The 23,296-nt window shown below is 53.6% G+C and carries 25 protein-coding genes; 16 read left to right on the forward strand and 9 right to left on the reverse strand.

Annotation, left to right across the window (positions count from 1 at the left end; all coding sequences use genetic code 11):
* Positions 1-102 precede the first annotated feature (102 nt).
* The 7 genes from AB1598_11310 to rplI all read left to right on the forward strand — a co-directional run bounded on the left by AB1598_11310 (position 103) and on the right by rplI (position 5,716).
* Entirely contained in the window at positions 103-1,044 is a 942-nt protein-coding gene (locus AB1598_11310) for a ribose-phosphate pyrophosphokinase (protein ID MEW6145594.1), read from the forward strand.
* A 21-nt stretch (positions 1,045-1,065) separates the two neighbouring features.
* Positions 1,066-1,719 (forward strand): 50S ribosomal protein L25, encoded by a 654-nt coding sequence (locus AB1598_11315; GenBank protein MEW6145595.1) that lies wholly within the window; start codon positions 1,066-1,068, stop codon positions 1,717-1,719.
* 9 nt (positions 1,720-1,728) lie between these two features.
* Positions 1,729-2,313, forward strand: a complete 585-nt coding sequence (pth, locus tag AB1598_11320) for an aminoacyl-tRNA hydrolase (GenBank protein ID MEW6145596.1) — start codon at positions 1,729-1,731, stop codon at positions 2,311-2,313.
* Positions 2,314-2,350: 37 nt separating this feature from the next.
* A complete protein-coding gene (locus AB1598_11325) occupies positions 2,351-4,393 on the forward strand; it encodes a sodium-translocating pyrophosphatase (GenBank protein ID MEW6145597.1) in 2,043 nt (680 codons plus the stop codon).
* A 168-nt stretch (positions 4,394-4,561) separates the two neighbouring features.
* On the forward strand, positions 4,562-4,951 hold the full coding sequence (rpsF, locus tag AB1598_11330) for a 30S ribosomal protein S6 (GenBank protein MEW6145598.1): 390 nt from the start codon (positions 4,562-4,564) through the stop codon (positions 4,949-4,951).
* Positions 4,951-5,187 (forward strand): 30S ribosomal protein S18, encoded by a 237-nt coding sequence (rpsR, locus tag AB1598_11335; GenBank protein ID MEW6145599.1) that lies wholly within the window; start codon positions 4,951-4,953, stop codon positions 5,185-5,187. The genes rpsF and rpsR overlap by 1 nt, the downstream gene beginning before the upstream one ends.
* 79 nt (positions 5,188-5,266) lie before the next feature.
* The gene (gene rplI / locus AB1598_11340; protein ID MEW6145600.1) at positions 5,267-5,716 is read left to right on the forward strand and encodes a 50S ribosomal protein L9; all 450 of its coding nucleotides are present in this window, start codon (positions 5,267-5,269) and stop codon (positions 5,714-5,716) included.
* 81 nt (positions 5,717-5,797) lie between these two features.
* On the opposite strand, the gene AB1598_11345 is transcribed toward rplI, so the two are convergent.
* Positions 5,798-6,547, reverse strand: coding sequence for a DUF4412 domain-containing protein (locus AB1598_11345; protein MEW6145601.1), 750 nt, complete (start codon positions 6,545-6,547; stop codon positions 5,798-5,800).
* A 213-nt stretch (positions 6,548-6,760) separates the two neighbouring features.
* Between AB1598_11345 and AB1598_11350 the strand changes: the two genes are divergently transcribed.
* Positions 6,761-7,576, forward strand: a complete 816-nt coding sequence (locus tag AB1598_11350) for a sulfide-dependent adenosine diphosphate thiazole synthase (GenBank protein ID MEW6145602.1) — start codon at positions 6,761-6,763, stop codon at positions 7,574-7,576.
* A 43-nt stretch (positions 7,577-7,619) separates the two neighbouring features.
* Here AB1598_11350 and AB1598_11355 read toward each other — a convergent pair whose 3' ends face one another.
* The 6 genes from AB1598_11355 to AB1598_11380 all read right to left on the reverse strand — a co-directional run bounded on the left by AB1598_11355 (position 7,620) and on the right by AB1598_11380 (position 13,597).
* Positions 7,620-8,414: a DUF6775 family putative metallopeptidase gene (locus AB1598_11355; protein ID MEW6145603.1), complete on the reverse strand. Its 795-nt coding sequence runs from the start codon at positions 8,412-8,414 to the stop codon at positions 7,620-7,622.
* A gap of 35 nt (positions 8,415-8,449) precedes the next feature.
* Entirely contained in the window at positions 8,450-8,923 is a 474-nt protein-coding gene (locus AB1598_11360; protein ID MEW6145604.1) for a RidA family protein, read from the reverse strand.
* Complete coding sequence (locus AB1598_11365) at positions 8,910-10,340, reverse strand: DegQ family serine endoprotease (GenBank protein MEW6145605.1); 1,431 nt, start codon at positions 10,338-10,340, stop codon at positions 8,910-8,912. The genes AB1598_11360 and AB1598_11365 overlap by 14 nt, the downstream gene beginning before the upstream one ends.
* Positions 10,341-10,552: 212 nt before the next feature.
* Positions 10,553-11,743, reverse strand: a complete 1,191-nt coding sequence (locus AB1598_11370) for an NAD(P)/FAD-dependent oxidoreductase (GenBank protein MEW6145606.1) — start codon at positions 11,741-11,743, stop codon at positions 10,553-10,555.
* Positions 11,744-11,902: 159 nt separating this feature from the next.
* On the reverse strand, positions 11,903-12,340 hold the full coding sequence (locus AB1598_11375; protein ID MEW6145607.1) for a VOC family protein: 438 nt from the start codon (positions 12,338-12,340) through the stop codon (positions 11,903-11,905).
* Positions 12,341-12,367: 27 nt separating this feature from the next.
* Positions 12,368-13,597: an OmpA family protein gene (locus tag AB1598_11380; GenBank protein ID MEW6145608.1), complete on the reverse strand. Its 1,230-nt coding sequence runs from the start codon at positions 13,595-13,597 to the stop codon at positions 12,368-12,370.
* Between the two features lie 326 nt (positions 13,598-13,923).
* Between AB1598_11380 and AB1598_11385 the strand changes: the two genes are divergently transcribed.
* The 6 genes from AB1598_11385 (at position 13,924) to AB1598_11410 (ending at position 19,911) form a co-directional block, all read left to right on the forward strand.
* Complete coding sequence (locus AB1598_11385) at positions 13,924-15,078, forward strand: GNAT family N-acetyltransferase (GenBank protein ID MEW6145609.1); 1,155 nt, start codon at positions 13,924-13,926, stop codon at positions 15,076-15,078.
* Positions 15,079-15,241: 163 nt separating this feature from the next.
* Positions 15,242-15,583, forward strand: coding sequence for an ATP-dependent Clp protease adapter ClpS (gene clpS, locus AB1598_11390; protein ID MEW6145610.1), 342 nt, complete (start codon positions 15,242-15,244; stop codon positions 15,581-15,583).
* Positions 15,580-17,820, forward strand: coding sequence for an ATP-dependent Clp protease ATP-binding subunit ClpA (clpA, locus tag AB1598_11395; protein MEW6145611.1), 2,241 nt, complete (start codon positions 15,580-15,582; stop codon positions 17,818-17,820). Before clpS ends, clpA begins: the two co-directional genes overlap by 4 nt.
* Positions 17,821-17,912: 92 nt before the next feature.
* Positions 17,913-18,281, forward strand: a complete 369-nt coding sequence (locus tag AB1598_11400; GenBank protein ID MEW6145612.1) for a hypothetical protein — start codon at positions 17,913-17,915, stop codon at positions 18,279-18,281.
* A 15-nt stretch (positions 18,282-18,296) separates the two neighbouring features.
* Positions 18,297-18,845 carry a zf-TFIIB domain-containing protein gene (locus tag AB1598_11405; protein ID MEW6145613.1) on the forward strand — a complete coding sequence of 183 codons (549 nt, stop codon included), beginning with the start codon at positions 18,297-18,299 and terminating at the stop codon, positions 18,843-18,845.
* A 52-nt stretch (positions 18,846-18,897) separates the two neighbouring features.
* Positions 18,898-19,911: a 2-hydroxyacid dehydrogenase gene (locus AB1598_11410; protein MEW6145614.1), complete on the forward strand. Its 1,014-nt coding sequence runs from the start codon at positions 18,898-18,900 to the stop codon at positions 19,909-19,911.
* A 63-nt stretch (positions 19,912-19,974) separates the two neighbouring features.
* On the opposite strand, the gene AB1598_11415 is transcribed toward AB1598_11410, so the two are convergent.
* Positions 19,975-20,445 (reverse strand): hypothetical protein, encoded by a 471-nt coding sequence (locus AB1598_11415; GenBank protein ID MEW6145615.1) that lies wholly within the window; start codon positions 20,443-20,445, stop codon positions 19,975-19,977.
* Positions 20,446-20,645: 200 nt separating this feature from the next.
* On the opposite strand from AB1598_11415, the gene AB1598_11420 reads away from it, so the two are divergent.
* The gene (locus tag AB1598_11420; GenBank protein MEW6145616.1) at positions 20,646-21,269 is read left to right on the forward strand and encodes a TetR/AcrR family transcriptional regulator; all 624 of its coding nucleotides are present in this window, start codon (positions 20,646-20,648) and stop codon (positions 21,267-21,269) included.
* 86 nt (positions 21,270-21,355) lie between these two features.
* Positions 21,356-22,507, forward strand: a complete 1,152-nt coding sequence (locus AB1598_11425) for an acyl-CoA dehydrogenase (protein MEW6145617.1) — start codon at positions 21,356-21,358, stop codon at positions 22,505-22,507.
* 167 nt (positions 22,508-22,674) lie between these two features.
* Here AB1598_11425 and AB1598_11430 read toward each other — a convergent pair whose 3' ends face one another.
* Positions 22,675-23,187 carry a hypothetical protein gene (locus AB1598_11430; GenBank protein ID MEW6145618.1) on the reverse strand — a complete coding sequence of 171 codons (513 nt, stop codon included), beginning with the start codon at positions 23,185-23,187 and terminating at the stop codon, positions 22,675-22,677.
* Between the last annotated feature and the right edge of the window lie 109 nt (positions 23,188-23,296).

Consider the following 23,296-nt stretch of genomic DNA (forward strand, 5'->3'; position numbering starts at 1 on the left):
CGTCCGGGCCCGAAATCTAAACTTGAATTATCGAATATCTATTTTATAATACCTTGTTTTTTGGTTCGGACATCGAGCTTTATCTATTTCATGTGAGATCAAATGGACAACGCAAAGATTTTTTGCGGGACTTCTAACGTCCCTCTGGCAAAGGCTGTTTGCAAGTACCTCGACGTCCCCCTCGGCAAGGCCGAGGTCAGGCGTTTCAGCGACGGTGAGGTGTTCGTCGAAATATCTGAAAGCGTGCGCGGCTCCCACGTATTCGTCATACAGTCCACATGCCCCCCTACGAACGAGCATATCATGGAGCTGCTGATAATCACGGACGCGCTTAAAAGAGCCTCCGCGAGAGCGATCACTGCGGTCATACCTTATTACGGCTATGCGAGACAGGACCGGAAGGTCCAGCCCAGAGCCCCGATTTCCGCAAAGCTCGTCGCGGACCTCATTACAACCGCCGGCATAAGCAGGGTTGTCACGGTGGACCTGCACGCCGGGCAGATACAGGGGTTTTTCAACATACCGGTCGATCATATTTATGCAGCGCCCGTTTTCATAGGTTATATAAAGGAGAAATTCAGAGGCGAGGAAATGGTTATCGTTTCGCCGGACGCGGGAGGAATGGAGAGGGCGAGGTCTTACGCGAAAATCCTCGACTCCGGACTCGCTATGACGGACAAGAGGCGGCCGAATCCGAACGAAGCCGAGATCATGAATGTAATAGGGGACGTCGAGGGGAAAGCCGTGCTCCTTGTCGACGACCTGGTGGACACGGCCGGCACCGCGATACAGGCGGGGAAGGCCCTCTTGAGGGAAGGGGCGAAAAGTGTGGCCCTCTGCAGCACACACGGAGTGCTCTCCGGCAAGGCGATAGAAAGAATAAAGGACGCCGACCTGGAGGAAGTTATAATTACCGATACGATCGCCCCGTCCGAGGAAGCAGCTGCCTGTGACAAAATCAAGGTAATAAGCATTTCCAACCTTCTCGGAGAGGCGATAAAAAGAATTGCAACAGGCGAGTCGATCAGCAGCCTGTTTAATTAAAAAATAGAAGGAGCTCGAGCAATGGCGCAGAATACTTTGGAAGTATCTATCAGGACAAGGCCCGGAAAAAGCGGGGCGAAGGAAGTCAGGAAACAGGGGAACATACCCGCGGTGCTTTACGGAAAGGGCACGGAGCCGGTACTGCTATCGGTTAACCCCGGGGTGCTGAAGCAGGCCCTTTCGACGGAAGCCGGCGAGAACACTCTTCTCGAAATCACATATAAAGACGATTCGAAGGAAGTGAAGAAGCTCTCGCTGCTGCGCGATATCCAATACGATTTCCTGACGAGCAAGCCCATTCATTTCGATTTTCAGGCCCTGGACATCAATAAAAAGATCACAGTTAACGTCCCTGTAAAAATAGTGGGCAAAGCGAAAGGGATCAAGGAAGGGGGAATACTGGAAGAGATACTGCGCGAGATACCGGTCGAATGCCTTCCGAAAGATATCCCGAATTCGTTCGAAATCGATGTGACCGACCTCGACATAGGCCATTCGATTCACGTGAGCGCGCTCAAAGTTTCCGAGGACTTCCAGATATTGAAGGACGACGAAGAGACCATAGTGACGATACTGGCGCCGAAGATGGAAGTAGAGGCACCGGCTCCGGTCGCAGAGGGAGCTGAGGAAAAAGCGGCTGAAGGAGCGGAGAAACCCGAAGGCGGCGAAGAGTAATTAAGGGACATGATATTGGTGGTCGGCCTCGGAAATCCCGGAAGTGAATACGCTTCCACCAAGCACAACCTCGGCTATCTGACCGTAGATGAAATAGGCAAAAGGGCTGGGGTCGATCTAAAAAAGAAGAAGTTCAAGGGCGTATACGGGGAAGGGGCTCTAAACAACGATAAGCTGATTCTGCTAAAACCGGAGACATATATGAACCGGAGCGGAGAATCGGTCTCAAGCGCGGCAAGTTTCTACAACATCCCGGCAGAAAACATCATCATCGTACACGACGAGCTAGACCTCCCGGCCGGCACGGTAAGGATCAAGGCCGGAGGGGGCAGCGCCGGACACAAAGGCATTACGTCGGTCATGAACGAGCTGGGCAGCGGGGATTTCGTCAGAGTCAGGATAGGAATAGGTAAACCAAAACGGAAATCCGGCACTGTTTCACACGTGTTGTCAAAATTTAACAAGGCAGAAAGCGAAGTCGCACGTGAATCCGTCTTAAGGGCTGCCGATGCGGTCTTTGAAATCATTCAGGAAGGGCTCCAAAAAGCGATGAATAAATTCAACGTCAGGCAGGAAAGCGAAGAGAGCGCCTGACAACGAAACCAAGACTAAATTAAAGGAGACACGATCAATGGGAGAATTCATAGCAGCCGTGTTCGGCATCATACTAGGGCTCTTGGTATTGATATACGCCTTTTTAGTGTACCGCGAGATAAAGTCTCTTCCCGACGGGAGCGACAAGATGAAGGAGATCGCTGCCGCTATTTCCGAAGGGGCGATGGTATTCCTGAGCCGGGAGTACCGGATAATCGGGATTTTCGTAATCATAGTGTTCATACTCCTCGGCATATTCATCGACTGGAGCACTGCCGTAGCATACGTAGGAGGCGCGGTCTGCTCGCTGACAGCCGGGTTTTTCGGAATGAAGGCGGCGACGAAAGCAAACGTAAGGACGGCACATGCCGCTTCGACCGAAGGACAAGGGAAAGCGCTCACGGTAGCTTTCAAGGGCGGGAACGTAATGGGGCTTTCCGTCGCAGGCATAGGACTCCTCGGTCTTTCCATAGCGTTCACCCTCGGGATAGGGCTCCCGTCGAACCCCGGAGACGCACTGGGCCTGGCTCTTTTTGCGGAGAGGTTCGGATCGATAATCGGCGGCTTCGCCATGGGAGCGAGCTCGGTCGCTCTCTTCGCCAGGATAGGCGGAGGCATATACACGAAGGGAGCCGACGTCGGCGCGGACCTGGTGGGTAAAGTCGAAGCCGGAATCCCGGAAGACGACCCGAGGAACCCCGCTACTATCGCAGACAACGTAGGAGACAACGTAGGTGACGTGGCCGGCATGGGCGCGGACCTCTTCGAGTCCTACGTCGGCGCGGTAGTCGCGACGATAGTTATCGCGGCCAGCAACGGAAAGAACGAAATAGCCCTTATGGCCATACCGATCATCCTTATCGCCATAGGGAGCTTCTCGTCTATAATCGGGGCCAAGAGCGTTGAGTGGATGAAGGACCTCGAGCCACAGCTTGTCCTGAGACGGGCGACATTCTACACAGGGGGTATTTACCTCGCGGCTTCGTTAATAGTACTGCTTATGGTAGGCCTGATCGACGGCATAGGCGGCTATATAATATGGATCTGGCTCTCGGCGGTCCTCGGTCTCCTGGCCGGTATCGCGATCGGGCTGCTTACGGAATACTACACGTCGGGATCCCCCGTCAGAAAAATCGCCGAGGCCTCGCAGACAGGGGTCGCGACCAATATCATTCAGGGATTATCGGTCGGCATGATAAGCACGACGCTGCCGGTGATCGCTATCGCCATAGCGATCGCCCTTTCATACTCGTTCGCGGGACTATACGGCATCGGTATAGCGTCCGTCAGCATGCTGGCGACGATCGGTATCACGATGTCCGTGGACGCGTACGGACCTGTGGCCGACAACGCGGGCGGTATAACGGAAATGTCGGGGCTCGGCCATGAGGTAAGAAAAATTACTGACAAGCTCGACTCGCTCGGAAACACGACGGCCGCTATAGGAAAGGGGTTCGCTATCGGCTCGGCGGCCCTGGCCGCGCTGGCGCTCTTCGCGGCGTTTACGAAAGCGGTCGGACTCCAGTCGATAGACCTCACGAACAGCCACGTGGTCACCGGAATGATACTGGGCGGTACGGTCCCCTTCCTCCTCGCAGCTCTCACAATGGGCGCGGTCGGGAGGACGGCTCAGAAGATGGTCGAAGAGGTGAGGAGACAGTTCCGGGATATAACGGGGCTGCTGTCAGGGGATGCCAGAGCCGACTACGCCTCATGCGTGGGGATCAGCACCGACGCCGCGCTCAGGGAAATGATCGTTCCCGGTGTAATCGCCGTTATCGCACCGATATTCATAGGGCTCATCCTAGGGGCCGAGGGGCTTGGCGGGTTCCTGGCCGGGTCCATAGTCACGGGAGTGGTGCTCGCGCTCATGATGGCCAATTCCGGAGGCGCCTGGGACAACGCGAAGAAATACATCGAGGAAGGCAACCTGGGAGGAAAGGGCTCCGAAGCCCACAAGGCGGCGGTCGTCGGGGACACGGTCGGCGACCCGTTCAAGGATACTTCGGGTCCCGCAATGAACATACTCATAAAGCTCATGTCGATAGTGTCGGTCGTTATAGCTCCGCTTCTTATTTAATGCGGGGAACAGGGACTTATGCATAATTTGCAAACGATATCAGGCGGTTGGCAAAACAATTCACAAATCGAATATTGCAGGTAAAATATAACGTTTCAAAAATAGCTGTCGCCCGGGGACGGCGCTGCGGTCCCGGGGCCGCATAGACCGAGACAGGAGGTATCATACATGGCAGTAAAGCCAAAGTATTACGAGACCCTTTATGTCGTGAGACCCGACATAAAGGAAGAAGAGCTGGCGAAGATCCAGCAGAAGCTCAACGAGGCCCTCTCGGCTCACGAAGCGGAAGTCATCAAGTCTGACAAGTGGGCGCAGAGGGAGCTCGCATACGAGATAAAGGATTACGGAAGGGGCGTGTATTACATTATTGTTTTCAGTGCGCTTCCGGGAGCAGTTGCGGAGCTTGAAAGACATCTCCGGTTCTATAACACGGACGTGCTCAGGTTCATCACCGTGGCGATAAGCGAAAACGCCGCCAAGAGGGAGAAAGCCGCCGCCGAAAGCAAAAGCCAAAACGAGCCTGCCGAAGCCCCTGCCCAGGCAGAAGGAGAGAACTGATGGAATCACCGCGCGATAAAAAATATTTTGCCAAAAAGAAGGTCTGCAGGTTCTGCGCCGAGTCGATCGAGATGGATTATAAAAACGTCGACCTCCTTTCGAGATACATATCGGACAGGAAGAAGATCGTTCCAAGAAGGAATTCGGGTCTCTGCGCCGGGTGTCAGAGAGAGCTCGCAACGGCAATTAAAAGGGCCCGCTTCATGGCCTTATTGCCGTATACGGTCCTCCATTAACAGTTTTAAAGTGACACTTGTTATATATAGATAGATGCCGCCCCAGACCGGGCGGGACGTTTCGGAGGTTCACACGACCATGAAAGTGATTTTTATTTCCGATGTTGAGTCATTAGGCAGGCAGGGCGAGATAAAGGACGTCAAGGACGGCCTTGCGAGGAATTTCCTTCTTCCCAGAAAGCTCGCCATAACGGCTACCCCGGGCAATATCAAGATCTGGGAGCAGAAGAGCGTTGCCATAAGGAAAAAGGAAGACAAGGTTAAAGGGGAAGCGGAGAAATTCGCGTCCAGGCTGAACGGTATTGCAATCAAGATTCCCGTCAAGGTCGGCGAGGAAGAAAAAATATTCGGCTCTGTGACTTCCCAGGGCATCTCGGACGCGCTCGGCGAGCTCGGATACGAAGTCTCAAAAAAGCAGATTGATCTCGAAAGCCCGATAAAGACGCTCGGGACCCACGAAGTGACCGTAAAGCTCCATCACGACGTAAGCGCCGTCATCAAGGTGGAAGTAGTTGAAGAGGCCCAATAGGTCCCGTGCCTGAAGGCGTACGGCGACAGCGCAGGAAGCCCGTGGTCATGCGGCGTCCGGCCGGCTGCGAGACATCCGATATTACTGTTGTTTCAATAAGTCCTGGTAGGTTATCTTCTCATATCCGGCGGGCGGCTGAAATTCGCTCGGCGGTATATCCTGTTTCTTCACGGTAATGATCTCTTCAACAAAGACCTTGTCCCCCTCGGGTGAGTGGTAAAGGGTCTTCATCGGGTAACCGTCCTCGTAGATCTCCTGAAATATCTTATACTCGTTGTCTGATATCGAGGCGGAGCCGCCAACATTCTGACTGATCCTTTTTACCTCGTTCATCAGCTTCGACATCTTCTGCATATCGAGCTCTTCGCTGAACCCGGAATCGCTTGTGATCCAGAACTCCGACTGCAGCTTGCCGTTGTCATAGATCTCGTACTTCTTTGAGTTATATCCGGCTATGGTTGCCGTTTCGTCCGTCTTTTTGAGCGTAATGTTCCTGCTGCTCGTCGCTACGTCTTTATTCTCCGCAATTACGGACTCTATATACTTCAGATACTCGTCCCTGTTGAGAATTATATAGAGTTTCTTCTCGTCGTTCACAAACATTATGTCCCCTGAATTCAGGTCGAATATCACCGCGGGTGAAAAGGGACCTCCGTTCTCGACCTGCTTGAATTTATCGTCTTGTATGTAAATCGTAACCTTCTGTTTGTTGCTCGTACCCTGCTGATAGCCGACCTGCTCCATTATGAGACCCGGGTAAGCGGCCTTCTCGAAACCCGCAAAAGCGAATAGGACCGCCAGCACAAAAAACACATTAAAACGCGCTTGCATTCAGATTACCTCCGGTGAAATTCTAAATATATCGAGCCCCTACCTGCAAAATGATAAGATAACCGAAGATTCTGTCAATAGCCACAGAACCCCTCCGCCGGGTGCGTTTCCCCGGGCGGATTGTGTATAATAAATCTTATTGACGCTCACCGATTCTGTGATAGAGTAAACGGGTCTGAAGAGCCGCTGAAATATTAGGGAGGTATCAATTTTATGGCTGAATTTAAAACCAAATTCGCGCCCGTCGGCGAAAAAGAGGTCACGAGGGCAATCGTCGAAGGGTTCGCGAACGAGTTCAACGAATACATATCGAGCGACGTGATAGTCGTGGGTGCGGGTCCGAGCGGTCTGGTTGCGGCCAAGGACATAGCGAAACAGAAATATAAAGTACTTCTCGTCGAGAGGATGAACTACCTGGGCGGCGGGTTCTGGATAGGCGGCTACCTGATGAACAAAGTGACAGTCAGGGAGCCGGGGAACAAGGTGCTCGACGAGATAGAAGTACCCTACGAAGAGGTCGAGAAGGGGCTCTATGTCGCGGACGGCCCTTATGCGTGCTCGAAGCTCATCGCAATGACGTGCGAAGCGGGAGCAAAAATACGGAACATGACCATGTTCGACGACCTGGTTTACAGGGAGAACGGCAGGGTGGCCGGAATCGTCATCAACTGGACACCGATCGCCAACATGCCCAAGGAAATCACATGCCTCGACCCTATAGCGATCGAATCGAAGCTCGTGATTGACGCGACCGGACACGACGCTTACTGCGTATCGAGGCTCGCCCAGCAGGGGCTCTTCAAGAAGCTGCCGGGCCACGGTTCAATGTGGGTGGAAAAGTCGGAGGACGCCCTTGTCGAGTATACAGGGGAAGTGCATCCGGGGCTCATCGCGTGCGGCATGTCGGTGAACTCGGTATTCGGCCTTCCGAGAATGGGGCCCACGTTCGGCGGTATGCTCCTTTCGGGAAAGAAAGCGGCTCAGGTCGCGATCGACATACTCGAGAGGCAGGAACAGGCAAGAGCTTAACCTAAATAATAATTACGGGGGAAGACGGCGTCTTCCCCTTTCGTTATTCCTCCCGGATTTTTTCCGTAAACGCGCGTAAGCATTTTTCGCAGACATCCCCTTCATACTGAGCCTTGAGAACCTCTTCCTGCCAGTGCGAGTTGTATAGACAGCACCCGGCGTCCCCGCAGAATTCATTCCCGGTCAGCTCGTAATACACGGCCTGAAGCGCGTAAGAGCCGATTATGCGCGAGGTCTTGGGGTCGTCGTACTCGACGTATCTTCCCCTATACATTCTATCGAGCTCCGACGTATCCCTGCCGCTCCGGATCAGGCCGCCCTTTATAAAATAGTACTCCCTCGGCCTTGCCGGCGCCTCGACCAAACCCGAAGTCGATATGAGAGCGGGGCTTCCGGCAAGCAGCACCCTCGCATGGTACCGCCTGCCGTCGTACGTCCCGAAGAGGCGTCCGGTGAAGATCATGTGCATATGGCCATACCAGGTCTCCCCCGGGGTTTTATGCCCAAAGGCTCCGCGCAGTATCCTCTGCATCCAGAGCCCGTCATAGAACATTCCCCTCACGCTCTCGATCCCGGACATCTTTCTTAGCTCTGAGTCAGCTGCGACGGCGTCATCCGCGTGAAGCACATCCAGAGGCTCTTCGACGTCCGTGATCCTGGAACGGGCCAGGAGGCAGGCGGTCTTGTATGCAGGACCTTTATTCCCGAGATATTCGAACAGATCGCCCCTGTTCTCGGACGAAATTCCGAACCCCTCGAGGCGCCCGGTTATAACATCAGTATCAAGCGATTGGGAAGGATGGTCGGTATATATAAATACGGTCAGACGTCGGCCCATAAGGAATATAACTTAAAAGGGAACGGTCATTTTCATCAAGTGTCCCGGAGTGCGATCTCGGCTATGAGCTCGACCTCCACAGGGGCGTTCATGGGGAGCTCGGCCACCCCAACAGCGGCGCGCGCGTGACGCCCGTCCTCTCCGAATACCTGAAAGAAGAGGTCGGATGCTCCGTTTACCACGTTCGCCTGGCTGTGAAAGCCGGGAGCGCTCGCGACGTAGCCCGTCACCTTCACAATCTTTTTAACCCTGCCTAGAGCGCCCAGCTCTTTGCTCATTACGGCGAGCGCATTGACCGCGGAGGCCCTAGCCGCCTGCATACCTTCTTCGAGAGAGACGTCCGAGCCGACTTTCCCCTGAAACAAAAGCCTTCCTTCCGATAATGGAAGCTGACCCGAAACGAAAATCAGGTTTCCGGTTATCGAAGCGGGCTTGTAAGACCCGAGGGGCGGAGCGGTATCGGGTAATTTAATGCCGAGCTCGCCCAGCCTCTCTTCAACCTTTCCCATCTTCCCCTTCGAACTTAAGAGCGACGTAGATCGTGTTCGCGCCCCGCTGAACCAGGAAGAGCACGTTCTGTCCTTCGGTTATCGAGTCCATGGATTTTTTATAGTTGTCGAGGTTCGAGATTTTATTCTTGTTTATTTCGAGTATGACGTCGCCAGGTTCGAGTCCGGAGTTGGCGGCGGTGCTTCCGGGCGCGACGTTCGTAATAATCACGCCCTCGGATATACTGGTCTCGAACATATTCTGTACCTGCGGGTTAATCTCCTGCACTATTAGTCCGAGGCCCTCTTCGACCGCTTTACCCGTCAACTTTCTCGAGCTCTGAGCGACCTCATCCGGAAGCTCCCCGAGTTTTATGTTAAGGGTCTTGGGCTCGCCGTTCCTGAGCACCTTGAGCTGAGTCCTGGTCCCGGGGGCGTAAGACGCGACTGACTTGGGCAGCGAGGGCATGTCATCTATAGGCTTTCCGTTGAATTCAACGATTATATCGCCCCTCTGAACCCCTGCTTCCTCGGCCGGACCCCCGGGAGTGACGTCGGCTACGAGCGCGCCGTGCTGGTCCTCGAGGTTAATGCTCTCCGCTATTTCGGGCGTTATCTGCTGGACGTATACGCCTATCCATCCGCGGACGACCTTCCCGCTGTCGCGGAGCTGAGCTACTACGTTCTTGGCCATGTTGATGGGTATCGCGAAGCCGATGCCCTGCCCCCCGGCTATAATGGCGGTATTTACGCCTATTATTTCACCCTTGAAGTTGAAAAGCGGGCCGCCGCTGTTGCCCGGGTTGATCGCCGCGTCCGTTTGAATGAAGTCGTCGTACGAGCCGAGACCGAGGGACCTGCCCTTGGCGCTTATTATCCCGGCCGTTACCGTGTGCCCGAGCCCGAAGGGGTTGCCTATGGCAAGGACCCAGTCGCCAATCTCAAGCCCGTCCGAGTTCCCGAACCTGACTGCGGGCAGTCTCCTCTTGGGCTCTATCTTAAGCAGCGCGAGATCGGTTTTCGGATCGGTGCCGATGACGTCGGCGTGATAGATCTCCCCGTTCTCGAGAATGACTTTTATATCGGTAGCCCTTTCGACTACGTGGTTGTTCGTGATAATGTAACCGTCTTCGCTGAATATGAAGCCCGAGCCGAGCCCCCTTCCCTTGAATTCCCTTTCGGGCATTTCGCCGAAGTATTTATCGAAGAAGTCGTTGAAAGGATCTCCTTCCCTGCCCTCGAACGGGGATTCGTAAGAGAAGTTCCTTCCCTTGGATACGCTCGTCGTGCTTATGTTTACGACCGACGGGCTAAGCTGCTTAACGAGAGGGGCGAGTGAGTTATAACCATTTTGCTGGGCCTGCGCAGCCTGAAAAAACGCCGTAAAGACGACCGATAAGATAATGGAAAATATCGATAATCTTGCCAACCTTGCCATGTACCCTGCTACCTCCGAATCTAGCGATTGATTCCTGATTTGTGTCAAAGAGACTTTCAAGCCCGTACCCCCCGGATATATAAATTATAAGTTGTTATTGTGCGCGTTGTATTAAATCAAACTAAATTATAACCGAAGATTCCGTTTAATGCAGTGAAAATTACGGGGGTCAATACCAGATAAATCGAACGGGGGAGGACAGTTAAGAGAATTTATATTGGTTCTTTCAGCATAGTGTCCCAATACTTCACATGGAGCTTGTTCGAGTAAAAGCGCATGACGAAGTTTCTGAGATACGAGAGAATCCGGCTGTCTGCAAACGCAACCTTACCCATCATTCTCGACTGGTCCTGTATCTTGACGACGCGCGGGCGCCTTCTCGCCTCGTAACTCTCGAGCGCGTGTTCGATATATCTGGAGTCCGCTCTCGAAAGCTCGTCAGCCAGAACTGCTGCGGATTCGATCGCCATGGATACGCCGCCCCCGGCTGTCGGAAGCACGGCATGCGCGGAATCCCCGGAGAGGACGACCCTTCCCTTATACCATTTGTTCATCCTGAGGTCGTTGTAATCGTCGCAGTATATCTGGGACTCATCGTCGAGCTCGGCAAGTATCTCGGGTACTATCCCGCCGAAATCCCTGAAGTGCTCTTCAATCCTGCTAACCCTGCCCTCGGCGGGTTCGGGGACGCCTTCGGGACTTCTAATGCTGGTAAAAACGGAGAGACGGCCTTTCGTAGGCCAGACGCCCAGAAATTTGCCGGTCCCCCAGTACTCGGCGATGTGAGCCTTTTTAAGAAGGCTCGACTTGACCCAGAAGCTCCAGCCCTTCATGCCGCTGTAAGTGAGAGGCACGTGTCCGAACACCATGCTGCGGGTCTTCGAGCGTACGCCGTCACACCCGACTACGAGATCGAACAGTTCCTCCCGTCCGTCGCTGAACGTGACGAAAACCTCATCAGGGGTCTGGCGGATCTTCTCGACAGTCGTATTCATGCGAATCGAGCCGGGATCGACTGCCTCTCTCAGGACGTTGATGAGCTCGGGTCTGTATATGCTTATCATGGGACCGTACTTTTCGGTTACGGTCTCGACGGAATAGGAACGGAGCATCTCTCCTTTTTCGTTCCAAACGTTATATGTGGAAAACGGCAGCCCCGCGTCAAGGAGCTTCCGGTAAAGACCGAGCCCTTTCAGTACGCGGCTGCCCGACGGCCACAGCACGATGATATATCCGACGCTTCCGTATTCCGGGGCCCGCTCCACGATGACTGGCCTGAACCCCCTTTGCTGGAGGAGTCCCGCAAGGGTCAATCCGGATATACCGCCCCCTATGATGAGTATGCGCATCTCGGGCCCGTAACGTACAGGCAGATTATATTTTCCCGTGCCAGCTTTCTTCATTTTCAGCACCAGATATTATCCGCGACAACATGAAAAAATATATCAACAATCAAGAAATAGCAAAACCCTTTACGGAATCTTAGTATACCAGATGGAAGTAAAGTCGAGCCATTAAAATAACGGGTTATTTATCGAGGCGGATATTTGCTTTGACCGGCGTCAATACTGAGGAGCTTCCTTCCCCGTCTCAACGCAGATCTCGAGCTCAAGCCCGTCCGGATCGAGGAAGTGGTAAGCTCTGGTCTTGCCGTCCTGACCGACCTTTTCTTCAATGATACGCACCCCTCTTTCCCTGAGGAGCGAGCCAGCTTTTTCCGCGTCATCTACGTAAAACGCGATGTGATTGACAGCCTCGATGCGGCTGCCTGAATCCCCGGCCCTGTCCTTATTCTCCGTTAAAGCGAGGACGGCTTTCTTGTCCGTACCGATGAATGATTTTTTTTGTCCGCCTTGAGCACGTCCGTCCTTGATGAGCTTCATGCCCAGGACGGCGGTATAAAATTCCACCGACCGGTCCATATCGCTCACGACTATGGCGATATGGTCGAGTCCTCTTACGAGCGTCCTGCCGCGGGTTATATTACGCAGCCAGTTCATCTCACGCATACCCTCCGGCTTATAATCTCAGCCGATCCTTACCTTCTTTATTAATACCCAGCCCACGACCGCAACGACTATTACAATAAAGAAGACCATAATCCAGTAGCTTCTCGAAAGTGTAAAAATAAAATCAGGCTTCACATCTATGACCCTCTGGAAGAGGAGATATTCATTCACCATTTCGTTGTATTCGGCGTCCTCCGCCATAACCTCGACGGACAGAAGGAGAGACTTGTAGCCGCTCGTCATAGGAGTTACTTTCCACCTCCATTTGGGTGTCGAATTCTCGGTTACGAGCTTCGTTATTCCTGTATCCTCCACAGGAAACACCTCCTCGACGCCTCCCGTTTCGGTCACAGGGCGTATGTCGAACCCGGGCCCGTTAAGACTGAGCCCGACGTTCTGCCCTAGCCTGACCTTATCGAACCCCTCTCCGCTCATGCCGTTAAGACTGTCGGAGATCCCCTTCAAAAACGAATACGAAAGATCGACCTCGACGTCGTATGACTCCCCTATATTCATTTCAGCGGGGGCATCGAACACCACCCGCCCCGGCGCAAGCTTCCTCATGAAATCACCTATAGCCTTTTCCAGATCAGGCGGGGGCGAAGACAGCTCGGTTATCGCAGGTACCGGAGGCTCCGCGGCAGGCTCGGGCTGAGGTGTATCTTCGATTGCAACCTCCTCCTCAATCTCTTCTTCGGGGGGCGGGATCGCCGGTGCGGGTGCAGCCGGCTTCTCGGCTACGCTCGCAGCCGGGGTCTCGGAAGACAGCGTCTTTCGTGCGGGACCGGATTCGACCGTAACCCGCACCCTCCTGTTCCTCTTGAGGGACTCCTCGTCTATGCCGCTGTCGAACTTGTCGGTCTTCCCGTTGCCGCGCGTCTTTATCCTTGAGGGCTCTATACCGCGGCCGATGTAAAACTCCCTGACAGCCTCCGCCCTCAGCCTCGACAGGTTGAGGTTATATTGCTCCTCGCCCGTGATGTCCGAATACCCGTCGATGACGATCACCAGGCCGGGGTCGTTCTTGAGCGCTTTAACATAGTCGTCGAGACCCGCCTCGTCCCCGGGCCCTACCCCGTGCTCGTTCAGGTTAAAGAAGACATCCACCGTGCTCCCCGAATCCTGCGCGGAGGCCTCCGGGATAAGCCGACTCGGCTCTATCATCAGGACAGCGAGGGACGAGACCACGAGAATGGAAATGAGAGCGCGGCATCCCCTCCCGGCATGCAAATAAAATATAATACCCATCCTCCGCCTCGGCTGGAACAGCTATGGAATAGGAACAGCTGCGTTGATATTTACCATTATCTCACTTTATCCGATCCGTTGTCAATAAGTCAGGCGGGCGCGCCCCGATTTACGGCCGAGAAGGCGGACCCGGCCGGTATTAAACGCTTTCCCCGTTCCTGCGCGCCCCTCTTCACTAGCCGCTCCGGACAAAATGGAGACCCATATTAGCCCGCTGGATAACGGTCTTCGAGAAACCGGGCGGCTTCATTTGGCCGAGGTGTTATACTAATTTCAAGCACGGCCCGGAAACGGGATACGCGATATAACGAAGCGGTATGACCGAGATGACCAAAGGCTACCGATTGGCCGTACACGAGTCCATAGAGTGTATCGACAGGGACCTCTATAACGAGGTCATAGACGGTGAAAACCCGTTCCTCGAATACGAGTTCCTTGAAGCGATGGAGAAATCGGGATGCGTCGGCCCGCGCACCGCATGGAACCCGAGACACATCGTTCTATACGACGCCGAAAGGATAATAGGAGCGGTCACCGGCTACATCAAAGTCGACTCGTACGGCGAGTACATTTTCGACTGGGAATGGGCGAGGGCGTTCGAGAATGCGAGACTCCGATACTACCCGAAGATGGTAGTCGCGATCCCGTTCACTCCGGCGACCGGAACGCGCATCTCCGTTCATCCCGAATACCCGTTCGAAGAATGCGCCGGGATCATGGTCGACCGCCTTAAGGAGCTCTCCGCCGAGGAGAGGTGTTCTTCAATACATTTTCTCTTTCTCACAGGCGAGGAGTGCGCTTTCCTCGAAAATATGGGGTTCCTCACGAGGATCACGCACCAGTACCACTGGAAGAACAGAGGCTATAATTCCTTCGAGGATTTTCTTTCGGACATACGCTCCGGCAGGAAAAAACAAATAAGGAAAGAGAGGAAATCGCTCGAGGACGAAGGGCTCGATATCCAGGTCATCGAGAAGGACGCTATAAACAGGGAGCATATGGATGCGATCTGGGAATTCTATACGGACACGCATTCGAGGAAATGGGGGAGCGCATATCTGAACAGGGAATTCTTCGACCTCATGTTCGAAAATTTCAGGGAACGCCTCGTGCTCGTCATGGCGAACGACGGTAAAAGGTGGGTAGGCGGGACCTTTAACATCGTAAAAAACAACAGGCTCTTCGGGCGTTACTGGGGGACTATTCACAACTACAGGAATCTCCATTTCGAGTGTTGTTTCTACAGATTAATAGATTATTCTATAAGAAACGGAATCGATATTTTTGAAGCCGGAGCGCAGGGAGAGCATAAATTTTTAAGGGGATTCGCCGCGGTGCCGACTTACAGCTCGCATCTCATCATGCATGAGGGGGCGAGCGGCGCTATAGACAAGTATCTGAAGAGGGAAAGGGCGTACACGGAGAACCTCATCGCGCACTACAACATGCAGTCGCCCCTCAAGTACCTGCACGGCGAGTAGACAGAAAATTATTAAGGCTATAATTTATTCGGTAGTACCGCATGAGCTAAAAATCGGAGGCCTAGGCGAGAAACATGCGGGGAGCTTCGGTCGTAAAAATTGAGAAGGCCCCGGTCGTAAAAATTAGTTACAATAAGCAATACATCGTCCGAGGCGGGAAGTCATGGAAGACGGAAAAATAAAATCCTGGGATTGGGAAGGAGAGCTCCTCACGGAAGAGAGGGCCAAGCTCAAGAGGCCCGACATGTACAGGATAGTACTCCTCAACGACGACTACACTCCGAGGGAATTCGTAGTCTGGGTTTTGATGAGAGTCTTCTACAAGAGCCAGGACGAATCGACGAGAATAATGCTAGAGGCGCATACCTCGGGACAGAGCATGGTCGGCGTATACACTTACGACGTGGCGACCACGAAGATCATACAGGTGGACAAGCTGGCCAAGCAGTACGAACACCCTTTGAAGTGCATACTTGAGGTGGAAACGGGCGGTGAAGAAGAATGACGCTTTCAAGAGATCTCGAAGAGACGCTCAAAAGGGCATACAAGCAGGCTAAAGAAAGAAGGCACGAGTTTATCACGCTCGAGCACATACTGCTGGAGCTGACATACGACCCCGACGCGGGCGACGTGCTGGCCGGCTGCGGCGTCGACCTCGACAGCCTGAGGTCGAGGATCGAGGACTTCTTCGAAGAGAACATGCCCCCCATAGATTCCGAATACCTGCCGGAGCCGCAGTATTCGGCTGGTAGCCAGTTCGTTCTGAGACTCGCGGCGATGCACGCGGAATCGGCTGACAAATCGCAGATAGACGGGGGGAACATACTCGTGGCGATGTTCAGGGTGGACGAGTCCCACGCCGTTTATCTCCTGACCGAGCAGGGCGTAAGCCGCTACGACATAGTCCAGTATATATCGCACGGAGGCTCTAAATACTCGAAGCGTGGAAAATCGACCAGCATCGCGAAGACAGATACCGAGACACAGCAGAAACCCAAAGACCCCCTGGGAGAGTTCTGCACCGACCTCGTTCAAAAGGCCCGCGAAGGCAGGCTCGATCCGCTCATCGGACGCGAGTCGGAAATAGACCGCACCGTACACATACTGGCGAGGAGGAGGAAGAACAACCCTATTTTCGTCGGGGACGCGGGAGTCGGGAAGACGGCGATCGCCGAAGGTCTCTCTCTCAGGATAGCACGAGGCGAGGTCCCGAGTGCGCTCGAAAAGACCTCTATCTACGCGCTCGATATGGGGTCGCTCACGGCGGGTACGCGATATAGAGGGGACTTCGAGGAGAGGCTCAAGGCCATTATAGACTCCGTGAGAGGGGACGAGAAAAAGATACTGTTCATAGACGAGATACACACGGTGATAGGCGCGGGAGCCGTTTCGGGGGGCACTCTCGACGCGTCAAACATGCTCAAGCCCGCGTTATCCAACGGCGAGATAAGATGCATAGGCACGACCACGCTCAAGGAATACAGGAGCGTGTTCGAGAAAGACCACGCGCTAGCGCGCAGGTTCCAGAGGATAGACGTTTACGAGCCGAGCCAGGAGGAATGCGTGAAGATCCTCCTCGGTCTCAAGAAATACTACGAGGATTTTCACAAGGTCAAATATTCAACGCCGGCGCTCAAAGCCGCAGTCGAGCTCTCGGCTAAATACATGAACGACAGGAGACTCCCTGATAAAGCCATAGACCTTATAGACGAAGCGGGGGCCGAAGTGAAGCTCAGGTCCGCAGGAGCCGCGGTAAGACAGGTCACGGTCAAGGACATAGAGACGCTCGTCTCGAAGATAGCCAAGATACCGACCCGCACCGTGAAGGTCGACGACAGGAACAGGCTCATGACCCTTGCGGACGACTTGAAGAAGGTCATATACGGCCAGGACGAAGCCGTCGACAAGCTTGTCACGGCGATACAGATGTCCCGCTCCGGCTTGAGCGAGCCGATGAAGCCGGTCGGGAGCTTCATGTTCGCAGGGCCTACAGGGGTCGGCAAGACGGAGCTCGCGAAGCAGCTAGCCGAGGCGCTCGGAATCGAGTTCATCCGCTTCGACATGAGCGAGTACATGGAGAAGCACACGGTCTCCCGCCTCATAGGGTCGCCGCCCGGATACGTCGGGTACGAAGAGGGCGGACAGCTCACCGAAGCAGTCCATCAGAAGCCCCACGCGGTGCTGCTCCTGGACGAGATAGAGAAAGCTCACGAGGACATATTCAACGTTCTCTTACAGGTGATGGACCATGCGACGCTCACCGACTCTAACGGCAGGAAGGTGGACTTCAGGCAGATAGTTCTCATATTAACCACGAACACGGGATCGAGGGAGAGCAGCCAGAGGACCGTCGGGTTCGAGAAGGACGAATTCGAGGACAAGAGCGTCCAGGCGATAGAGAGGTACTTTAGCCCTGAGTTCAGGAACAGGCTTAACGCAGTGCTCCACTTCAACTCGCTCTCTAAAGAAGTGGTCGAGAAGATCGTCGACAAGATGGTCGGGCAGTTAGCAGATAGGCTCAAGGTCAAGAAGGTCTCGGTAGAGCTCACGCCCGAGGCGAGGACTTTTATCGCGGAAAAGGGTTACGACAAGCAGCTCGGGGCGAGGCCCATACAGCGGTTCATAGACAGCGAGATCACGCAGAAGCTCACGCAGGAGATACTGTTCGGTAATCTGGCCTCCGGCGGAGGCAGCGTGAGGATAGTGGTAAAGGACGGCAAGCTGGGGTTCGAGTTCGGATAGGAAAGTAACTAACTTTATTCAATTTCAGGCTTATAATTATAAAAGAATCTGAAGCAGTAGATCATCCCAAATAAAACTAGGAGAATAAATACATGTCCTTCCCGCGCTCACTTCTCAGGAAAAGCAAATCACTTACAGTCATTCTATTCCTGTTCTGTTTCTCATTATTAAGCGCGCCCTCATTCTCCGCCGAGATCCCGACCGTGATCGCCCAGGGCGGCAGTAAATCCAGCGGGAACGTGCTCCTTAAAGCCGTCCTCGGCGGGAGCGACTTGAAGGGCATGACGAAAGAGCAGATTATCGCTTCTTACGGAGACCCGTGGCAGAAGGATACGACGGGCGAGAAGGGCAGGTATGATGAAAAATGGATATACAGCTGCGAGACGGATAAGGGGCTCACATACGACTGCGTATTCCTGTACTTTATGGCCGACCGCGTGGTCGACGTCGAAAATTTCTAAAATCCCGGAGATAACATGAGAAAGTGTCCTAAATGCGGTAAAGAGCTTCAAACGAAGGCCTTGGGGCCTATAGACGTCGATGAATGCGAGTCTTGTAAGGGCGTCTGGCTCGACGCGGAGGAGCTGGGCAAGGCCGAGGAAGCGGCCGACCCCAACATCAACTGGCTCGATTTCGAGATATGGAAGCATCCGGAGAAATTCAAATCGAGGGAGACTGACCTCAAGTGCCCCTCATGCGCCGCCAACACCGTAGGAATCGAGTACGGGCACACGGGAGTCGAGATAAACTATTGCCCCGAATGCAGGGGGATATGGCTTGAGAAGGACGAGCTGCCCAAGATAATAGAGTCGCTCGAGAACGAGATATCCGAAAAGACTTTTTCCGACTACCTGCATGAAAGCATACGGGAAGCAAAAGAGGTCGTGACCGGGCACGAGTCCCTCATGTCCGAGTGGAAAGACCTATCCTCGATTTTGAGATTGATGCAGTACAGGCTCCTCGTCGAGAAACCGAAGCTGATCGATACGCTCACCGACCTCAATACGCTTAACCCGTTTAAGTAAGCGGGCAAACGCTTGATAGAATCCGTTACTATGATTTGATAAAATGGTGTGAATGAAGATAGCGGTATTCAGCACGAAATCATACGACCGCGAATTTCTGAAAGCCGCCAACGCCCGGTTCGGTCACGAACTGGTTTTCTTCGAGCCGCACCTGATGTATGAGACCTGCTCATTGGCCTCCGGATTCGGCGGGGTCTGCGTTTTCGTAAACGATACTTTGAATGCCGATGTCCTTAAGTCCCTGAGAGAACACGGAACGAGACTGGTCGCTCTCCGCTGTGCGGGTTTCAATAACGTCGATCTGTTCGCGGCTGCCGAATCAGGTATAACTGTGGTCAGGGTCCCGTCGTACTCGCCCGAGGCCGTAGCAGAGCACACGGTAGCGCTGATCCTGTCGCTCAACCGGAAGGTGCACCGTGCCTACGCCAGGGTCAGGGAAGGGAACTTTTCACTCGAAGGGCTCCTCGGCTTCAACCTGCATGATAAAACATTCGGCATCATCGGCACGGGCAAGATAGGGTTTGCATTGGCGAAAATACTGAAGGGGTTCGGATGCACAGTTCTGGCATACGATCCATATCCCAACCCCGAATGTGAAGCGATCGGGGTCGGTTACACAGATCCCTCGGGACTCTATGAAGAGTCGGACATCATAAGCCTGCATTGCCCGCTAAACCCTGAAACGCATCACCTGATTGACTCAAAAGCGCTGGCGAAGATGAAGAAAGGGGTCATGCTCATAAATACGAGCCGGGGGGCGGTAATCGACACTAAAGCGGTAATAGATGCATTAAAATCCGGCAAGATCGGGTACCTGGGACTCGATGTCTACGAGGAGGAAGGAGACCTGTTCTTTGAGGACTTATCCAACGAGGTCATACAGGACGACGTGTTCGCCCGCCTCCTCACCTTCCCCAACGTGCTGATAACCGGGCATCAGGCGTTCTTTACGCGGGAGGCTCTCCGGGCAATCGCCGAGACGACGCTTTCCAATATTTCCGATTTCGAAAAAGGGGAGCGCTGTGTAAACCAAATCACTGCCGAAAGCTGCTGCGTAATCCCCTAACCCAAGAAGGAAGCGGCTTCGGATCACGCACACATTCTACGCTGGTGAAAGCGGCAAAAACCACTAGAGGAGCCCGTCCAGAATGAGCGATATCCTGTCCGTGTCGACTTCCCCGCTCTTGTCGTATACGGCCTCGCCGTCGGAATCTATGACGGTTACGTGGGGGATGTAATTTCTGTAGAATCTCCCTCTCAGCGCTTCCTGCTCCTTCGATAACTTCGTATCGAGGTCGACTATTATGAAATCGACTTTCCCCATGTATTTCTCGTAGAGCTCGACCGTGCGCTTGGCCTGGCGCTTGGAGTTATAGCACTCGCGGTGATAAAAGATGACATAGGCGGGGGTCCCTTTCCTGAGAGAGCCGTCGGAGAGGCCGTCTCCCGTAATCAACGGGCCGTCGTTGGAGTCGCTCGTGTAGTCTAGCGAAGGGTTCAACTTCAAATCGGTCGCCGCGAGTGAGACTCCGGCTGGTCCGGCAAGCGTGAAGACCGTGAGTGCCATGATTAGGAACAACCCGATTTTCGTGGTAATCATAATGAGTAACCCCCTGATATAGAATGAGCCTTGTGGTAATATACGGTGTCAGAGCTCCAACGGATTCATTATAAGACGGAGAAACGAGCAGAAAAACTAAATATATCGTTCATAATAAAGTAAAATTACCCGTCGTTACATTTTTCCCGGGGTTCAGCCGTCTCCGGAATATTCATGCTCTTTCAGAAGGCAGAGACACCATGAACGAATCAAAGACACGGATAGCGTCCAACATAAAGGACAAGGACCTGATCAACGTCAGGAGGCAGGAGCTCGTGAACGCCGCCGTCGAGCTGTTCGTTAAAAAAGGGTTCCACAAGACCACTGTACGGGAGATAGCGAAAGAGTTCGGCATGAGCATGGGGGCGCTCTACGATTATATCAGGACGAAGGAGGACATCCTGTTCCTCGTCTGCGACCACATACACAAGAGCGTGAGCGACAAGCTCCAGAGCTCGCTCGTCGGCAAGAAGGACGCAAGGGAGAACCTGAAAAACGCGATCAGGGACTACTTTACGATCATAGACGAGATACAGGACTATTCGCTCCTCCTGTATCAGGAAACGAAATCGCTCAACCGCACGGACAGGAACTACATACTCTCGGCTGAAAAAGAGCTGGTCGCTATCTTCGAGGACATTATCTCAAGCGGCATAAGTGAAAAGGTATTCAAAATAGACAGGAACACCGCAAGGATAGTCGCCGAAAATATAATGGTGCAGGGGCAGATGTGGGCGTTCAGGCGCTGGTCTATCCAGAAGGACTACACACTCAAAAACTACATCAGAATCCAGACGGATCTCATTCTAAAGTCGATCTCATAAAGCCCTTGACACGGACACTGAATGTTTCTATAATTTAAAGCGAGCGAGCGCTCGGTAGGGAATGAAACAAGGGGAGGTACGATAGGATGTCGATCGTCAAGCTTACGGAAGAACAGGACCTGATACAAAAGACGGCAAAGGAATTTTCGGCCAACAAGATCAGGCCCGTTGCGGCAATGCTAGACAGGGAGGGCAGGTTCCCTAAGGAGCTGATAGACAAGCTCGGCGAGCTGGGCTTCCTGGGGATCATGGTGCCCGAGGAATATGGCGGGAGCGGGTTCGACTGCCTCACGTACGTCATAGCGCTCGAGGAAATAGCCGTATCCTGCGCCTCGACCGCGATCATCATGTCCGTCAACAACTCCCTCGTCTGCGACCCTATACTTGCTTTCGGCTCGGAGGACCAGAAGCGCTCCTACCTGCCCGACCTCGCGTGCGGTAAGAAGCTCGGCTGCTTCGCGCTGAGCGAACCCGAAGCGGGCTCGGACCCCGCAAGCATGAGGACGTCCGCGGCGAAGAAGGGGAAGTACTATGTCATAAACGGAACGAAATCCTGGATAACGAACGGGGCGGAAGCGGACGTAATGATTCTGTTAGCCGCTACGGACCCTTCGGAGAAACACCACGGCATATCCGCTTTCATCGTCGACATGGATACGCCCGGGGTGAAGATCGGGAAGCTCGAGCACAAGCTCGGTATAAAGGCGTCAAGCACCGCGCAGATATTTTTCGAAGACTGCAAGGTGCCCGATACGGCCCTCCTCGGCGAAGAAGGCGAGGGTTTCAGGATCGCGATGGCGACACTCGACGGCGGGCGGATAGGTGTGGCGGCGCAGGCCGTGGGTATAGCCAGGGCGGCATTGGAAGAGTCGGTCAGGTATGCGAAGGAGAGGAAGGCATTCGGCAAGGCGATATCGAACTTCCAGGGGCTCCAGTTCATGATAGCCGATATGGCTACGAGGATCGAGGCTTCGAGGCTCCTTACCTGGCAGTCGGCGGTCATGAAGGACAGAAAGGAGAATTATTCAAAAAAATCGGCGATGGCGAAGCTTTTTTCCTCCGAGACTGCAATGTGGGTGACAACTAAGGCAATACAGATACACGGCGGGTACGGGTACACAGTGGATTATCCGGTCGAGAGGTTTTTCAGGGACGCGAAGATAACGGAGATATACGAAGGGACTTCGGAGATACAGAGGAACGTGATCGCTAGAGAAACGATTAAAGAAATCCAATAAAAAGAAGCCCTTCTGAAATCAAAGGGCCTCTTCTCCATGAAGGAGGATGGTATAGGATGTGCGGGGTTAACTGTTTATTTTGATGCCGGACGGAGTGAAATGGATTCGGGCAATATTCCCGTTTCCCATCGCCAAACCTGCCGCCGGTGCCTTCTGATAACTAATTTCTACTTCTTCGTGACCGACTGCGCCCAGCCGCGGAAGACCTTCACTATCACATTGTCGCCTACCTTTATTCCCTTTAACAGGTCGTTCGGCGTCGAGATGTTGAAGATTGTATTGTCCGACATCCTTACGCTGATCAGGCTGTCGTAAGCGCCTTCCTGAATATATACGATTTCGCCGGGGACCCACTGCACGCCGCTTTCCTTTTTCTCGGGCCTTGGTGTCGCCGGGACTTTGTCCTCGGCGATGTTTATTATTTGCGCCCATCCATCGACGATCTGCACGGTTACGACATCCCCGATCCGAATCCCGGCCAGCAGAGTTGGCTTCGATGTAATACTCATCAGCTCGCCCCCTGGTAGTCTCAGGCTGAGGAGCCCCGTATCCTGGTTTACGACAACCGACACCACTTCCCCCGTCACCCACTGAGGTGAGCCGTTCGAATGCGCGGGCGCTACATTCATCGAAGCGAGCAACAGCAATACGATCAATGAGCCAGAAATTCTTTTCGTCATTGAGAAACCTCCGTGAACAACCGATTCAATTTCCCGGATTTATCATCCGGTCCTCGTAAATAAAGTGTAATTTTGATACCCTGTTTATACAACCGCATTTATCGAGCCT

The organism is Thermodesulfobacteriota bacterium, from assembly GCA_040754335.1.
GTDB lineage: Bacteria > Desulfobacterota_D > UBA1144 > Nemesobacterales > UBA2774 > 2-12-FULL-53-21.

Coding starts and splice junctions, on each gene's coding strand:
- clpA (MEW6145611.1), top strand. CDS start 15,580: ATGACGCTTTCAAGAGATCTCGAAGAGACGCTCAAAAGGGCATACAAG.
- AB1598_11315 (MEW6145595.1), top strand. CDS start 1,066: ATGGCGCAGAATACTTTGGAAGTATCTATCAGGACAAGGCCCGGAAAA.
- AB1598_11370 (MEW6145606.1), bottom strand. CDS start 11,743: ATGAAGAAAGCTGGCACGGGAAAATATAATCTGCCTGTACGTTACGGG.
- AB1598_11385 (MEW6145609.1), top strand. CDS start 13,924: ATGACCAAAGGCTACCGATTGGCCGTACACGAGTCCATAGAGTGTATC.
- AB1598_11380 (MEW6145608.1), bottom strand. CDS start 13,597: ATGGGTATTATATTTTATTTGCATGCCGGGAGGGGATGCCGCGCTCTC.
- AB1598_11345 (MEW6145601.1), bottom strand. CDS start 6,547: ATGCAAGCGCGTTTTAATGTGTTTTTTGTGCTGGCGGTCCTATTCGCT.
- rpsF (MEW6145598.1), top strand. CDS start 4,562: ATGGCAGTAAAGCCAAAGTATTACGAGACCCTTTATGTCGTGAGACCC.
- AB1598_11365 (MEW6145605.1), bottom strand. CDS start 10,340: ATGGCAAGGTTGGCAAGATTATCGATATTTTCCATTATCTTATCGGTC.
- AB1598_11325 (MEW6145597.1), top strand. CDS start 2,351: ATGGGAGAATTCATAGCAGCCGTGTTCGGCATCATACTAGGGCTCTTG.
- AB1598_11430 (MEW6145618.1), bottom strand. CDS start 23,187: ATGACGAAAAGAATTTCTGGCTCATTGATCGTATTGCTGTTGCTCGCT.
- AB1598_11420 (MEW6145616.1), top strand. CDS start 20,646: ATGAACGAATCAAAGACACGGATAGCGTCCAACATAAAGGACAAGGAC.
- clpS (MEW6145610.1), top strand. CDS start 15,242: ATGGAAGACGGAAAAATAAAATCCTGGGATTGGGAAGGAGAGCTCCTC.
- AB1598_11375 (MEW6145607.1), bottom strand. CDS start 12,340: ATGAACTGGCTGCGTAATATAACCCGCGGCAGGACGCTCGTAAGAGGA.
- AB1598_11400 (MEW6145612.1), top strand. CDS start 17,913: ATGTCCTTCCCGCGCTCACTTCTCAGGAAAAGCAAATCACTTACAGTC.
- AB1598_11350 (MEW6145602.1), top strand. CDS start 6,761: ATGGCTGAATTTAAAACCAAATTCGCGCCCGTCGGCGAAAAAGAGGTC.
- AB1598_11425 (MEW6145617.1), top strand. CDS start 21,356: ATGTCGATCGTCAAGCTTACGGAAGAACAGGACCTGATACAAAAGACG.
- AB1598_11310 (MEW6145594.1), top strand. CDS start 103: ATGGACAACGCAAAGATTTTTTGCGGGACTTCTAACGTCCCTCTGGCA.
- AB1598_11355 (MEW6145603.1), bottom strand. CDS start 8,414: ATGGGCCGACGTCTGACCGTATTTATATATACCGACCATCCTTCCCAA.
- rplI (MEW6145600.1), top strand. CDS start 5,267: ATGAAAGTGATTTTTATTTCCGATGTTGAGTCATTAGGCAGGCAGGGC.
- AB1598_11405 (MEW6145613.1), top strand. CDS start 18,297: ATGAGAAAGTGTCCTAAATGCGGTAAAGAGCTTCAAACGAAGGCCTTG.
- AB1598_11415 (MEW6145615.1), bottom strand. CDS start 20,445: ATGATTACCACGAAAATCGGGTTGTTCCTAATCATGGCACTCACGGTC.
- AB1598_11360 (MEW6145604.1), bottom strand. CDS start 8,923: ATGGGAAAGGTTGAAGAGAGGCTGGGCGAGCTCGGCATTAAATTACCC.
- AB1598_11410 (MEW6145614.1), top strand. CDS start 18,898: ATGAAGATAGCGGTATTCAGCACGAAATCATACGACCGCGAATTTCTG.
- rpsR (MEW6145599.1), top strand. CDS start 4,951: ATGGAATCACCGCGCGATAAAAAATATTTTGCCAAAAAGAAGGTCTGC.
- pth (MEW6145596.1), top strand. CDS start 1,729: ATGATATTGGTGGTCGGCCTCGGAAATCCCGGAAGTGAATACGCTTCC.